At 62.3% G+C, this 13,523-nt stretch carries 13 protein-coding genes; all 13 read right to left on the bottom strand.

Features of this window, described 5'->3' with window-relative positions; translation table 11 throughout:
* Positions 1-405: 405 nt before the first annotated feature.
* A complete protein-coding gene (gene panF, locus DND132_RS06410; RefSeq protein ID WP_014321898.1) occupies positions 406-1,872 on the bottom strand; it encodes a sodium/pantothenate symporter in 1,467 nt (488 codons plus the stop codon).
* Positions 1,869-2,159, bottom strand: a complete 291-nt coding sequence (locus DND132_RS06405) for a YhdT family protein (RefSeq protein ID WP_014321897.1) — start codon at positions 2,157-2,159, stop codon at positions 1,869-1,871. Before DND132_RS06405 ends, panF begins: the two co-directional genes overlap by 4 nt.
* A 57-nt stretch (positions 2,160-2,216) precedes the next feature.
* Positions 2,217-3,023 carry a pyrroline-5-carboxylate reductase gene (proC, locus tag DND132_RS06400; RefSeq protein WP_014321896.1) on the bottom strand — a complete coding sequence of 269 codons (807 nt, stop codon included), beginning with the start codon at positions 3,021-3,023 and terminating at the stop codon, positions 2,217-2,219.
* Positions 3,020-4,144, bottom strand: a complete 1,125-nt coding sequence (gene lpxB, locus DND132_RS18660) for a lipid-A-disaccharide synthase (RefSeq protein WP_014321895.1) — start codon at positions 4,142-4,144, stop codon at positions 3,020-3,022. Before lpxB ends, proC begins: the two co-directional genes overlap by 4 nt.
* A complete protein-coding gene (locus DND132_RS06390; protein ID WP_014321894.1) occupies positions 4,134-5,027 on the bottom strand; it encodes a DMT family transporter in 894 nt (297 codons plus the stop codon). The genes lpxB and DND132_RS06390 overlap by 11 nt, the downstream gene beginning before the upstream one ends.
* A gap of 99 nt (positions 5,028-5,126) precedes the next feature.
* Positions 5,127-6,392 carry an MFS transporter gene (locus tag DND132_RS06385; protein ID WP_238528359.1) on the bottom strand — a complete coding sequence of 422 codons (1,266 nt, stop codon included), beginning with the start codon at positions 6,390-6,392 and terminating at the stop codon, positions 5,127-5,129.
* A gap of 148 nt (positions 6,393-6,540) precedes the next feature.
* Positions 6,541-6,918 carry a RidA family protein gene (locus DND132_RS06380; protein WP_014321892.1) on the bottom strand — a complete coding sequence of 126 codons (378 nt, stop codon included), beginning with the start codon at positions 6,916-6,918 and terminating at the stop codon, positions 6,541-6,543.
* 93 nt (positions 6,919-7,011) lie between these two features.
* Positions 7,012-8,337 (bottom strand): NAD(P)/FAD-dependent oxidoreductase, encoded by a 1,326-nt coding sequence (locus DND132_RS06375; RefSeq protein WP_014321891.1) that lies wholly within the window; start codon positions 8,335-8,337, stop codon positions 7,012-7,014.
* A 38-nt stretch (positions 8,338-8,375) separates the two neighbouring features.
* Positions 8,376-10,523, bottom strand: a complete 2,148-nt coding sequence (locus DND132_RS06370) for an acetate--CoA ligase family protein (protein WP_014321890.1) — start codon at positions 10,521-10,523, stop codon at positions 8,376-8,378.
* 48 nt (positions 10,524-10,571) lie between these two features.
* Positions 10,572-10,787 (bottom strand): 4Fe-4S dicluster domain-containing protein, encoded by a 216-nt coding sequence (locus DND132_RS06365; RefSeq protein WP_014321889.1) that lies wholly within the window; start codon positions 10,785-10,787, stop codon positions 10,572-10,574.
* Between the two features lies 1 nt (position 10,788).
* Positions 10,789-11,322: a 2-oxoacid:acceptor oxidoreductase family protein gene (locus tag DND132_RS06360; protein ID WP_274377776.1), complete on the bottom strand. Its 534-nt coding sequence runs from the start codon at positions 11,320-11,322 to the stop codon at positions 10,789-10,791.
* A gap of 4 nt (positions 11,323-11,326) precedes the next feature.
* Positions 11,327-12,088 (bottom strand): thiamine pyrophosphate-dependent enzyme, encoded by a 762-nt coding sequence (locus tag DND132_RS06355; protein WP_014321887.1) that lies wholly within the window; start codon positions 12,086-12,088, stop codon positions 11,327-11,329.
* 4 nt (positions 12,089-12,092) lie between these two features.
* Entirely contained in the window at positions 12,093-13,163 is a 1,071-nt protein-coding gene (locus tag DND132_RS06350; RefSeq protein ID WP_014321886.1) for a pyruvate ferredoxin oxidoreductase, read from the bottom strand.
* Between the last annotated feature and the right edge of the window lie 360 nt (positions 13,164-13,523).

Here is a 13,523-nt window from a genome sequence, read left to right as displayed (position 1 = left end):
CGGTGTTGCCGCCTGCGGGGTTCCGTGTGGCTCCAGGCGTGTGCAACGTGTTTTTCTGACGATGTGGCGAACTTCACTGGCTGAAATGATGAATGCAGGTGGCATTCTGGGGTTGGCTGACGACCTGTCGTGACAAGGCCCACGATCCGTCACTGCATATCAAGGGGTATCAAATAACTATTTGATACCCCTTTTTCGTGACGTCTCGTTTGTCCCGGTATCGCAGTTGAAGAGCTTGGCAGGAATCCGACATGGTCGGGCGCGGCGTGGAATGAGACTAAAGGGCGCATTCGACGCATGCGGCGGCAGCCGATGCAAAACGAGCGGCGGAGCATTCGATTCAATGAATGCCGCCCATGAAGAGATTCGCCGATCAGGCAGACCGCAGGCCGTCATGTCCGGCATTCATAATGCGGTGGAATGCTTTTCCTTACTCCGGAACAGTAATGAACCGGCGACATAGCCCGCCGCGCTGACAAGGGTGGTGGGGACGATGGCGTGCATGCCGCCCATGTCCGGCTTGGCCAGGGACAGGATGATGTAGGCGCCCACGCCGCCGAGGATGGAGGTGATGGCCCCGGCCGCGTTGCCCCTTTTCCAGTAGAGCCCGAGCACGATGGGGCAGAGGAACGCCGCCTCCAGCCCGCCGAAGGCGAAGATGTTGATCCAGACCAGCAGGTCCGGCGGCTCGATGGCCGCGATGACCACCAGCAGGCCCGCCACCGCCGTGATGGCGAAGCTCGCCTTCTTGAGCATGGCCACGGGCATTGCCGAGGCGTCGCCATGCAGCCTGAACTGGATGTACAGGTCCTTGATGATGGCCGCCGAGACGAGCAGCAGCATGGAGTCCACGGTGGACATGATGGCCGCCATGGGCCCGGCGATGAAGATACCCGCCCAGACCGGGGGGAGCAGTTGGACGATCAGGGTGGGCATGGCCAGGTCGCCGGCGGGCAACTCCGGGAACACCGCGCGACCGAAGGCCCCGGCGAGGTGGACGCACAGGATCATGAAGCCGATGAACAGGGTGCCGACGACCATGGCCTGGTGCATGGCCCGGGAGTCCCGGTAGCCCATGCACCGTTGCGAGGTCTGCGGCAGGCCCAGGACGCCGATGCCGACCAGCACCCAGAAGGAGAGGGTGAAGGGCTGGGGCACCGCGTTGTTCGGTCCGGTGGGCGTGATCAGACCGGGGTCGATATCCCGCAGGGTGGCGACGCACCGGGCCACGCCGCCGCCCGCCTTGATGACCGCCAGCAGCACCACCACGACGGCCGTGGTCATGACGAGTCCCTGGATGGCGTCGGTCATGACCACGGCGCGGAATCCGCCCACGGCCGTGTAGAGCACCACGCTGAGGCCGAACAGGGCCAGCCCCACGACGTAGGGGTAGCCCGTGACGGTCTGGAAGAGCCGGGCCCCGCCGATGAACTGCGCCAGCATGGCGGTCATGAAGAAGACGATCAGCGCCAGGGAGCAGAGGATGACCACGGTGTCGCTGCGGTACCGGGCGCGCAGGTAGTCCGTGATCGTCACGGAACGGGTTTCACGGGCCACGATGGCGAACCGTTTTCCCAGGATGCCCAGGGTGAGGAAGACCGTGGGGACCTGGATCATGGCGAGCAGCACCCAGCTGAGGCCCAGCCGGTAGGCGACGCCGGGGCCGCCGACAAAGCTGCTGGCGCTGGCGTAGCTGGCCACGATGGTCATGGCCAGCACGAAGCCGCCCATGGACCGGCTGCCGAGGAAGTATTCCTCGATGAACCCCTGCGAGGTGGCGCCGTCGGATCGTCCGCGGGCCCACAGGGCGATGCCGATGGACGCCGCCAGGTACACGATCACGGGGATGACGATCTGGATCGAGGCGTTCATGGCTTGTCTCCCTCTTCCGGGGCCGTTCCGTCGGCGTCCAGGGGGATGTCTCTGAAGAGGAACCGGATGACCGCCCAGAGCAGCAGGGTGATGAGCGGATAGCCCACGATGCAGCTGTAGAAGAACCATGCGGGGAACCCGAAGACGTAGTCGTACGTTTCGGGATCGCCCGAGCCCAGGCCGTAGCCGCAGGCATACCACCAAGCGAAATACAGGGCATAGACGGCCAGGGAGAGGAGCGCTTCCCGGTTGGCCTGCCTGCCTCTTTTATCCTGTTTCATATCCATTCACGTTGTCCTGCGCCGGGGCGCGGGGCGGTTGTTGCCGGCGCTTCGCCGGTGGATCTAGGACATGGAGCCGCCGCCCATCTCCACACTGCGATCAAAGGCGACCCGGATCGCATCCATGATGTTCCCGCGCACGGCGGTGCGGTCGAAATGGGCCAGGGCGGCGATGGTCGTCCCGCGCGGGGCCACGGACATTTCCCGGAGCAGGGCGATGTGCCGGTCCGATTGTTCCGCCATGAGGCTCGCGCCCCGGAACAGTTTCTTGACCATGCGGGAGGAGCTCTCCCGCTCCAGCCCCAATTCCACCCCGGACTCGATCATGGCTTCGATGAGGTAGAAGATGAACGCCGGTCCCGAACCGATCACCGCGGTAAAGACGTCGAACAGCTGCTCCGGCAGGACGTGGACGTCTCCCGAGTATTGAAACATGGCACGGACGCCCTCTTTTTGCCGGTCGGTCAGGCCGGGGTCGTCGAAGCACACGGCGGTGACGCCCTCGCCGATCAGGGACGGGCTGTTGGGCATGGTGCGGACGACGGGGCAGATGCCGTCCACGCCGCGCCGCAGGTCCGCCTGGGTCAGACCCGCCGCAATGGAAACCAGGCACTTGTCCTTTGTCAAGGCCGGAATGGTCTCGGACCACAGCGCCTCGGCGTGCTGCGGCTTCACGGCCAGGACGACTATGTCCGATTTCTCCGTCAGTTCCCGTATGTCGGCGCACGGGATGAGCCCGGTTTCCTTTGCCAGCGCCTCCAGTTTGCTTCTGGTCCGGTTCAATCCGAAGACGGTGATGCCTTCCGCGCTCTTGAGCCTTCGGATGATGGCCCCGCCCATGTTGCCCGTTCCGATGAAGCCGATGTTCATTGCCGTTCTCCTTTCCGTTGGGCAAGAATCGTTTCCGCCGCGAACCGGATGCCGCCCGTGGGACCGGCGACGCGGCGTAGCGCTTGCAGTTTGTTGCGAATATGCGGCAGCTGGTCGGGATCGTTCAGCCATGCCGCCATTTGTGCGTGGCAGTTGTCCGCCGTGGCGCGCTCCTGGAGGTATTCCGGGAACACCTCCTCGCGGAGCAGGATGTTGGTCAGGCTGATCCATTTCGACGTGGCTAGCCTGCGCAGGAGATAGGCCGCCGGGGGGTCGAGCTTGTAGGCGACGATGGTCGGGGTCCCGATCAGGCCGGTTTCGAGCGTCGCCGTTCCCGACGCCGCCAGCACCATGCCGGATCGCCGTATCATCTCGAACCGGTCGTCGGGTTCCACGATGACGGCGGGAACGCCGTCCGGCCAGAACCGGCGCACATAGCGTCGGCCGATGCCCGGGGCTCTGGCGATTGAAAAGGAGATCCAGGGCATTTCGCGGTGGATGCGCGCCGCCGCCTCTCCGAATGCGGGGAGGAGGAAGGCGATCTCCTTTTTCCGGCTCCCCGGCATGATGCCCACCTGGTACTGATCGACCTGGACGCGATCCAGACTTTGCAGGGGGATCATGTCCAGGAGGGGGTGGCCCGCATACAGCGACCGGCAACCCCGGTCGCGGAGGAAGGTCGGCTCGAAGGGCAGGGCGCAGAGCGTGCTGCGCACGCAGCGTCGCAGGGTCTTCAGCCCCTGCTGCTTCCAGGCCCAGAACTGCGGGGCGATGAAGTAGAGAACCGGGATGCCCATGGCGTGGGCGGCCTTGGCCAGCGGCAGGTTGAAATCCGGGCAGTCGATCATGACGACCACGTCGGGGCGATGCCGTTTCCATGCCCGCACGATCTCGCGGTGCAGGCGGAAGATGCCGGGCAGGCCGCGCAGCACGTCGATGAATCCGGCAAAGCACAGGCGGGCCATGGGGAAGTGCACCTTGGCCCCGCCGCGCTCCAGCATTCGCCCGCCCAGACCGCCGATTTCGAGTTGGGGGTCGAGCCTGAGCAGTTCGCCCGCCAGGGCTCCGGCGTACATGTCGCCGGACGCCTCGCTGCAATTGATCCAGATGCTACCCGGCATGTCGGGGCCGCTCCGTGGCCAATATCAGGACGCCGAGGAGGATGAGGGAGAACCCGGCCCAGCCCGCCGGGGAGAAGTTCTCGTCAAAGAAGCGGCAGGCCCAGACCGTGCCCAGGATCGGCTCCAGGTTGCAGAGCACGGCCACGTGCACCTGCGGCAGCCGTTTCAACCCCTGGCCGTATGCCCAGAACGCGAGGTAGCCCGTGAAGAACGCCATGAGCACGACCATCGACCACGTTTGCGGGGTGTAGGCGGTGTGGAAGTGGACGAAGGGCAGCATGGCCAGGACGCCGCCCATTTCCATGTAGGCGTATATCGTTTCGGTTCGGTAATGTTTCTGCCAGTGTTTGAAGAACGGGTACTGGAGGGCGTAGCACAGTCCGGAGGCCAGGCCGCAGAGAATGCCGACCGGGGAGACCTCGCCCCGGATGCTGCCGCCGGAAAAACAGATGAAGATCACGCCGCAAAGGGCCATGACGATGGCGAGCCATTTACGGTTGGAGACCTCCTCGTGCGAGATGTACCTGGAGAAGACCGCCACCCATACCGGAGCCGTGTAGAGCAGAATTTCCCCCATGGCCGCGCCGCTGTACTGGATGGACAGCAGAAAGACGAGGAACAGTCCGGCGATGCTCAGCATTCCCCAGAGGATGAACAGCAGCGCCCGGGCGGGAGGAATCCGCAAGGCGCGGAGGGAAGCGGCGGAGGCGATGAAGAAGAGGCCGCCGATGGCCGCCCGCCAGAACGAGATTTCCATGGGGGACAGCCCCGCCGCGAGCATGGCCTTTGCGAACAGGGTCATCAGGGACCAGCTGAAGGCGGCCAGTACGGTGAAGCCGTAGCCGGAGGAGGAGGCGGACAGGTGCAGGGTCCGGGTGGACATGGGTCGTGACTCCGTAAAAAGTTGATGTCCCCCGGAAGGAGGCGAGCCGGGGGACATCATGAGGTCGGGTCATGCCGGGGTTAAGGGGTGGCCGGCATGCTAGACGGAGGTTGCGGGTGTTGCTTCGGAACGGGATTTCATGAACCTGGGCGAAGTCTCGGGCGCCAGGACCTGGCAGACGAGGCCGCCGATGACCAGGGTGGCGATGCAGCAGCCCAGGGTGACGGTGACGCCGTACTGTTCCATGACGACCGGCAGCATCCAGGTGCCCATGCCTGCGCCGATGCGGCTGGCGGCGATGGTCAGACCGACGCCGGAACCCCTGAGCTCGGTGGGGAAGAGCTCGGGCGGATACAGCCACTCAGCCACGATGGAGATGGCCAGCACGGTGGAGAAGGCGCCCAGCAGAACCAGCGCGAGGGTGGGCGGCATGTTCTGCCAGACGGTCATGACGGTCAGAATGGCCGCTGCTCCGTAGAAGGTCCACAGCAGGAACGCACGGCGGGAGATGACGTCGGCGATCAGGATGCCGATGATGACGCCGACCATGGTGAAACCGTTATACATCATTCCCGAGGCGTGGGGATTGGCGATGTGCAGTCCCTTGACGACCACGGGAAGGAAGATGGAGATGGCGAAGAAGGGCAGGACCTGGCAGAGGAAGAAGGTGCAGGAGGTGATGGTGTTGCGCCACAGCGCGGGGCTGAAGAGGCGGAAGAACGAGGCGGAAGGCTTCTCTTCCTTCTTTTCCGGCAGGTCGTAGTTCGTGCCGAGATGACGGTGGATAAGGTCGAGGGCCGCACGGGAGCCCTTCTTGGCCAGGGTCCAGCTCGGGGATTCCGGGGAACCGACGCGGACGATCAGGGTGAGCAGGGCGAGCACTGCGGAGGAGGAGATGATCCACCGCCAGCCGCTTTCCCCCATGTCGCCGCCCTTGGAAGCGATGAGCAGCCCGGCGAAGTAGGAGATGATGTAGCCGAAGGTCCAGGCGGCCATGAGCCAGCTCATCATTTTGGTCCGAATCCGTTCCGGGGTCCATTCGCTGAGCAGGGCCACGCCGACCGTGTAGTCCGCGCCCACGCACATGCCCAGCAGGAAGCGTACCGCCACCAGGGTTGTGGGATCGGACAAGAAGAACTGCAGAACGGACAGGGCCAGGCTGAAGATCGCGACAAAGGAATAGGCGGTCTTTCTGCCTACCCGGTCGATGACGATTCCGCCGAGCAGGCTGCCGAGCAGGATGCCGAAGAGCGCGCCCGCTCCGATCAGTCCCATCCAGAAGCCGTCCAGTCCGAGGGCTCCCGTGGCATAGGTCAGGGCAATGCCGACAATACCCAGTATATAGCCGTCACAGATCTGGCCCATAAAGGTCCCGATCGCGATTTTTCTATGCACGGGCGAGAACGGGGCATGGTCAAAATTAATACCTCTCTGTCCATTAGGCACCATCGTACACCTCACAGTAAGGGCTGGAGTTTGTTGAAAAGTTGAAAGGCCACAACGCGTTTGGCAGTTATTCCTTGTAGGCGACCGCATCCATTTCCAGCAGGCAGCCGTGGGCGATCTCGCTGGCTCCGAGGCAGAGACGCGCCGGGCGGTGGTCCCCCATGAACTCGGCGTAGACCTCGTTGAAGTCGTTGAAATCGTCCATGCTGGTCAGGAAAACGGTGGTCTTGGCGATGTCGGTGATATCGAGGCCCGCAGCGTCCAGGACCAGCTTGAGGTTGAACAGGGTCTGGAAGGCCTGCTCCTTGATCGTGGCGCCCACGACCTGTCCCGAGACGGGGTGGAAGGGAACCTGTCCGCAGATGTAGTAGGTGTTTCCGGCCTTCACACAATGGCTGTAAGGGCCTATGACTTCAGAACATTCCGGCGAATTAATGAATTCCATGTCAAACTCCTTTGGGCGTTTGACTCCTGCGGAAAGGATGCCGGAGGGGCTTCTCGGCATCCTTTCCTTTTGCAGGAGTGCGCTAGGGTGGGGTTAGATTTCCGTCTTTGCGTTGAACTCTTCAAACATGAGCCGGGCCTTGGCCCCCATGCTCAGGAAGGGTTCGGGAGGCAGTCTTTTGGGCGTGGAGATCTTTCTGAGGAAGTCGAGGTTCTGGCTGTTGATGCCGCTGACCCATTCCGCCAGGTAGTATCCGAGGAGGCTGGTCTTGGCGACGCCCGCCCCCTCGCCGCTGGCCGACGCGAACACGGAGGGATGCTGCTGCATCATCAGGGGACGGTAGTTCATGGTCATGTTGATCATGCCGCCGTAGACGAATTCGAAGTTGACGTGCTTGAGTTCCGGGAAGCGGTTTTCATAGGCCTTCCGCAGCTTGGGAATGGCCCGCTGAATGCGCTGGTGCGAGGTCGTGAGGTGAGTGGCGAAGGAAAAGCCGTTGCGCACGAAGACGCGATTGTCGCGGGTGAAGCGGACGGTCGTGCCTGCCGGATGCCCGGCAGTGCAGCCCCAGGGCTTGACCCCGGCCATATGCCGCATTTCCTCCTCCGTGAACTGGCGGGTGAACGCCCCGTAGGAGAGCACGGGACAGAACACCTTCTTGCCGATGCCGAACTCGGGGATGAAGGGGCCGCCCGTCACCAGGACGAACTTGCTCTTGATCCGCTTGCCGTTCCTGAGAACGATGCTGCACGGGCTGCCCTCGTCGATGCGCATGACCGGGCATTCCTCGAAGACGTCGACGCCTTCCGGCATGACGCTGAAGAGCCCGCGCAGCACGTCCGCGGGATTGATGAGCACGGTGCCGCCCGTGTATAGGGCCTTCTTGTAGTATCGCGTGCCGGTGCGTCGGTAGAGCTCGTCGCCCTCGACCACCTCGTAGTTGCAGTTCATGCGCTTGAGCTCTTCGATCTCGTGGTCGATGAGCTTGAAGCTCTTGGTCTCGGCGCAGCACAGGTACTTGCCGCAGTGGTCCCAATCCACGTCCTCGATGCCCTTTTCCTTGATCGTGTCCTCCATCCACTTGATGATGAAGGTGTTGAGCTGGAAGTACTTCTGGTTTTCCTCGAAGGAGGAGGCGCCCTGGTCGCCGAAGTCGTGGGGCACGTCGATGATGAATCCGGCGTTCTTGCCGCTGTCGTTGTCGCCGATCTTGATGGCTTCGAAGACGGCGATCTTGGCATCGGGATGGAGCTCGGCCAGGTGCCTGGCGGCCCCCTGACCGCCGTATCCGGCGCCTATGACGATATAGTCGTACACGTCACGGATTTCGGAATGGTCCTTGAACTGGTGGAACTTGTACCCGGACATTTCCAGCCAGCTCTGCCCTGTCGTTGTGGGAAAACGCTTTACGTCTTTCATGATCCGACCCTTTGTATATGAAGTTTATATGGTGTTTGTTACCCGTGCAAAATGATTCTTGCGTCGGCGATGGACAGGCCTTTTTCCAACGCAAAGACCGGGTTGAGATCGACTTCCGCGATCTCGCGCAACTCCGATACGAGTTGCGAGATGATGCAGGCCGCTTCCGCCAGGGCCTCCAGGTCGCACGCCTTGCTCCCGCGGGCGCCCTGGAGCATGCCCAGTCCCTTGATCTCCCGGATCATGCTGCGGCAGGCGGGCATGTTGACCGGGGCCACACGGAAGGCCACGTCCTTGAGTATCTCCACGAATATGCCGCCCAGGCCGAACATGACGGTCGGCCCGAAGGTGTTGTCGTGGCTCGAACCGATGATGCACTCGACGCCGCCGGGGAGCATGGGGGTCAGCATGACGCCGAAGATGTCGGCTCCGGCCTTGTATGTGCGTCCGTTTTTCACCAACTGTTCGAAGGCGCTCCGCGCCTTGGCTTCGGAGTCGATGTTCAGCGCGACGCCGCCGGCATCGGTCTTGTGCAGGATGTCGGGCGATACGATCTTCATGACGACCTTGCCGCCGATCTTCTTGTAGAAGGCCGCGGCCTCGTCGGCCGTGGTGGCCAGGTAGTCGTCCGCGATGTCGAGCCCGTAGCAGCGCAGCACGTGGCGTGCCTCGGTCTCGACGAGGTTCTTGCGGCCCGCCGCCTTGACGGCGTCGAGGATGGCTGAGGCCCTTTCCTTGCGGTCGGCGGGCATGCTCGGCAGTTCGTTGCCGGACTCTTTCCGCAGGGCCTTTTTCAGCTCGCTGTAGGTCGAGAGGACGCCCATTGTCTTGACCGCCGCATCGACGCCGCCGAAGACGGGAACGCCGTGTTCGCTGATATAGTCAAGGCATTCAGGGTGCTGGGGCTGATAGATGGAATGCATGACCACCGGCTTGTCGCCCGCGTTGATCTTTTCCACCATGCTCTTGGCCACGTCCATCTCCAGGACCCGGAACTCTTCGGAGAGGTCGGCGTAGCCGCCGTAGAGGCCCACGATGACGATGCCGTCGACGTCCGGATCCTTCATGAGGACGTCCAGGCAGCGGTCGAACACCCACATGTCCGCCTCGGGTGTACCGGCCAGGTCGACGGGGTTCTTGATCGGGCAGTGGGGCATGAGGATTTCCCGCAGCTTGGCCTGGGTGGCGTCCGAAAGGACCGGCGCCTCAAGCCCGTACTTTTCGGCAAAATCCGTGGCCATGACACCGTGCCCGCCGCCGTCGGTCAGGATGGCGATGCGCTTGCCGCTGGCGGGCTTGCACTTGGAGAAGGCCTCGGCGGCGTCCAGGAGCTCGCCCGGGCTGTCCACCCGGATGATGCCCGCCTGTCGGAGGGCCGCGTCGAAAATCTTTTCACTGCCAGCGAGGGAGCCGGTATGCGAAGCGGCGGCGCGGGCGCCGGCGGCGCTGCGGCCGATCTTGATGGCGGCGATGGGCACCCTGGCGGCCGTTTTTTTGGCCGCTTCCAGGAATTTCCGTCCGTCTTCCTCGCTTTCGACCCGCAGGCCCTCCATGTAAAGGAGGAGCACCTTGGTGTTTTCGTCTTCCTCGATGTACTCAACGAAGTCGTGGAAGCGCATGTCCATCTGGTTGCCGATGGTGGCCCAGCAGCTGTAGCCGAGGTTGCGGGACTTGGCGTTGAAGTTGATGTCGATGCCGAAGTTGCCGCTCTGGAGGACCAGGCTCATGGGGCCGGGGGCCAGGTCGATGATGCTCGCGTTCATGCTTTTGGCCGAGCTGTAGGTGCCCATGCAGTTCGGGCCCTGGACGCGCATGTTTCCCTTGCGGGCGATCTCCAGCATCTTGCGTTCGAGCTCCTTGCCCTCGGGGCCGGTCTCGCCGAACCCGGTGGAGACGACGATGGCGCATTTGACGCCCTTTTCGACGCACTGCTCCATGATGGGCAGGATGTGCTTGGGCGCGATGGCGATGATGGCAAGGTCCACCTCGCCGGGGACGGCGAGGATGTCGGGATAGGTCGGACGTCCGAAGATTTCGCCTCCGGTGCGGGAAACGAGGTGGATATCTCCCTCGAAGCCGTTTTCGATGAGGCTTTTCGCGGTCCAATATCCGTATTTCTTCGAGTTGGAGGAGGCGCCGATCAGCGCGACGCTCCTGGGCTGAAACAGGGGAACAAGATCACTCATGAATATACTCCTTGAAGGCGCCCGCGAGGGGGCGGGCGCCTTGGGCTTTTACTGGTCTACGACGACACCGATGGCCATGTCGGGGCAGATGGTGCCGCAAATGTCGCAAAGTACGCAGTTTTCCGGGTGTTCCTGGACGACGTAGTTGTATCCCTGCGCATTGATTGCGGTGCCGAGGGCAAGAACCGCCTTGGGGCAGTTGTCCACGCAAAGCCCGCAGGCCTTGCAGCGGCGGGCGTCAATGACATGATGTTTCTCGCTCATTCTACGACTCCTTCTTCATGGCGGAATATCCGCTACGCAGCGCCTCGATGTTCAGCTCCACCAGTTGAGGCTTCTTGTTCCCGATGGTTTCCCGTACGACCTCTTCGACGGTCTCCAGCTTGAGAAGGCCGGTTCCGGCCAGCACCGCGCCGAGCATCACCATGTTGGCGCAACGGACGGTGCCGAGCTGGACGGCGGTGTCGGAAACCGGGAGGAAGACCTGCTTGAACGCGTCGCTTTCCTTCGGGTTCTCGACCATCGAGCTGTTGGTGAAGAGCATGCCGTCGGGAACCACTCCGGCAAAACAGTTGCCGTAGATGGACTGGCTGAGCGCCACGGCGATGTCTGCGTCGTTCTCCACGATGGGGCTGCCGATGGGTTCGTCGGACACGATCACGTAGGCGGTGGAATCGCCGCCGCGTTGTTCAATGCCGTAGGTCTGGGTCATGACGACCTTCAGGTTCTCCTTGATCGCTCCCAGGCAAACCATCTTCGCCATGAGCGCGGACCCCTGGCCGCCCGATCCCGAAAACATGCACTTATGCAACATCGCTTTGCTCCGTTTCGTCTTTGAAGACCTGAGGTTTGAAATAGTCCGCCATTTCGTTGCCGCACCGCGCATAGGAGTCCTTGACATTCATCTTGAGGCCGGTGGGGCAGGGGACGATGACTTCCACGAAGGCGTAGCCGAGGCCCTTGACCTGGCATTCGAAGGCCTTGCGGATGCTTTTCTTGGCCTTCCGGACATCCTTGGGGGTGGCCACGGACTCCCGTGCCAGGTACTTCACGCCCGGCATGGCGCGCATCATTTCAGGCACCAGGAGGGGGTAGCCCTGATGGGGAACCGCGCGGCCCTTGGTCGTGGTTGTCGTCACCTGGCCCTCAAGGGTGGTGGGGGACATCTGTCCGCCGGTCATGCCGAACACCGTGTTGTTGACCATGATGGTGGTGATGGGCATGCCCTTGTTGGCCGCGTGCATCAGGTCGCCGAGTCCGATGGCGCAGGTGTCGCCGTCGCCCGCGTAGGTGAAGACGATGTTGTCGGGGCGGGCCAGCTTGTAGCCGATGGCGAAGGACGGAGACCGTCCGTGGGTGGCCTCGATGGCGTCGATGTCCATGTAGTGGTGCGAGAAGCCGCCGCAGCCGATGCCGACGATGGAGATGGTTCGGCTCATGATGCCCAGGCTCTCGATGGCTTCGGCCACCAGGCGGGTCACGATGCCGTGGCCGCAGCCCGGGCAGTAGCTGGTCAGTTTGTCAAGGTTCAGCGTTTTTCCGTACTTGGCGCTCAGATTTTCCATGTGATTACTCCCCCAGAATCCGGTTTGCTTCGGCAATCATCTCAGCCAGGGTGTTCATGGGCATGTCGCCGCCGGTCTTGCCGAGGAAGTGGACGGGTATCCGCCCATTCACGGCGAGCCGGACGTCGTCGACCATCTGGCCGTGGTTCATCTCGACAACGAGAATGTTTTTCACCGAGTCCGGAAGCTCGGCGAAGACGAGTTCGGGGAACGGCCACAGGGTGATGGGCCGGATGAAGCCCACCTTCTTGCCCTCGGCCCGCATCTTGGCGACCAGGTCCCGGCACATGCGGCCGTGAATGCCGAAGGCGGCGACCACGAGCTCGGCGTCATTGATCCCATCCTGTTCCCACAACTGTTCCTTTTCGCGGATGGTCGCGTACTTGGCGCGCAGCCGCTCGTTCAGCTCGTAGCCGTCCTGGTGGGAGTAGCTGCCGGTGATGAGCGCCCGCTTGGGGTGGTCCTGCGTGCCGGTGAATGCCCATCCGGTGGTGTCGAACTCGGCGGAGTAGTCGTGGTAGTCCGGCAGGGTGGTGGATTCGGTGGTCTGGGCGCTCACGCCGTCGATCACGAAGAGGACGGGCGTTCTGTAGGTGTAGGCCAGTCTGATGCCGGTGGGGACGATGTCCGCGATTTCCTGTCCGGAGGCGGGGGCGAGAACGATGGTGTGGTAGTCGCCGTGGGCGCCGCCGCGCGTGGCGACGTAATAATCGCTCTGGGCGCCGAGGATGTCGCCGTCGCCGGGGCCGACGCGCATGGAATCGACCAGGAGGCAGGGCAGTTCGGCCGCGCACATGAAGCCTATGGCCTCATGCATGAGGGTCAGCCCGGGGCCGGAGCTGGATGTGGCCACCAGCTTGCCGGTGCATGCGGCGCCGGCAAGGGCGCTGGACACGGCCAGCTCGCTCTCCATCTGCATCATTTCCCCGCCGTAGGCGGGCAGGATGACCGCCATGCGCTTCATCACGTCCGTCGCCGGAGTGATCGGGTAGGCGAAGTGGTATTTCACTCCACACCGGGCCAGGCTCTCGGCGAAAGCCTCAGTGTTTTTCAGGAACAAAGTTTCTTGGGCCATATGCACCTCAATGAAATTTGTTGCGGTTTGCTTCAGTGTTTGCCTCAATTAAATACCATAATTTGGTACGGTGTACCACTAATGCAGCGAAACGAGTTGAAGCGACAGGCTTGCGTTTCGTATTGTGGTACGGTGTTTTGCAAAATCACGATACCTGGGGGCAACTGCCGCGTCAACCGATTTTGAGGAAAAAGTCGATAATAATGTTAAATTTTCATTTAATATACCGTAAAAATTGATAATTTATGTATTACGTCCGTGAAATATTTGTGCTGATTTTTGTGCGGCTAGCAGATTGACAGCATTTGATTCGTGGAATAAGTTTACCACAAAATGGTATGTCGTTCCAAAAAAAATTGA

Source organism: Pseudodesulfovibrio mercurii (assembly GCF_000189295.2).
Lineage (GTDB): Bacteria > Desulfobacterota > Desulfovibrionia > Desulfovibrionales > Desulfovibrionaceae > Pseudodesulfovibrio > Pseudodesulfovibrio mercurii.
This window is presented reverse-complemented; position numbering and strand designations above follow the sequence as displayed.

Bases quoted from the DNA above. Each gene is read 5' to 3' on its own strand.
- DND132_RS06360 (WP_274377776.1), bottom strand. From the start codon at position 11,322: ATGTTTTCGGGATCGGGCGGCCAGGGGTCCGCGCTCATGGCGAAGATG.
- DND132_RS06350 (WP_014321886.1), bottom strand. From the start codon at position 13,163: ATGGCCCAAGAAACTTTGTTCCTGAAAAACACTGAGGCTTTCGCCGAG.
- DND132_RS06385 (WP_238528359.1), bottom strand. From the start codon at position 6,392: ATGGGCCAGATCTGTGACGGCTATATACTGGGTATTGTCGGCATTGCC.
- DND132_RS06355 (WP_014321887.1), bottom strand. From the start codon at position 12,088: ATGGAAAATCTGAGCGCCAAGTACGGAAAAACGCTGAACCTTGACAAA.
- DND132_RS06390 (WP_014321894.1), bottom strand. From the start codon at position 5,027: ATGTCCACCCGGACCCTGCACCTGTCCGCCTCCTCCTCCGGCTACGGC.
- DND132_RS06405 (WP_014321897.1), bottom strand. From the start codon at position 2,159: ATGGATATGAAACAGGATAAAAGAGGCAGGCAGGCCAACCGGGAAGCG.
- proC (WP_014321896.1), bottom strand. From the start codon at position 3,023: ATGAACATCGGCTTCATCGGAACGGGCAACATGGGCGGGGCCATCATC.
- DND132_RS06370 (WP_014321890.1), bottom strand. From the start codon at position 10,523: ATGAGTGATCTTGTTCCCCTGTTTCAGCCCAGGAGCGTCGCGCTGATC.
- DND132_RS06380 (WP_014321892.1), bottom strand. From the start codon at position 6,918: ATGGAATTCATTAATTCGCCGGAATGTTCTGAAGTCATAGGCCCTTAC.
- DND132_RS06375 (WP_014321891.1), bottom strand. From the start codon at position 8,337: ATGAAAGACGTAAAGCGTTTTCCCACAACGACAGGGCAGAGCTGGCTG.
- panF (WP_014321898.1), bottom strand. From the start codon at position 1,872: ATGAACGCCTCGATCCAGATCGTCATCCCCGTGATCGTGTACCTGGCG.
- DND132_RS06365 (WP_014321889.1), bottom strand. From the start codon at position 10,787: ATGAGCGAGAAACATCATGTCATTGACGCCCGCCGCTGCAAGGCCTGC.
- lpxB (WP_014321895.1), bottom strand. From the start codon at position 4,144: ATGCCGGGTAGCATCTGGATCAATTGCAGCGAGGCGTCCGGCGACATG.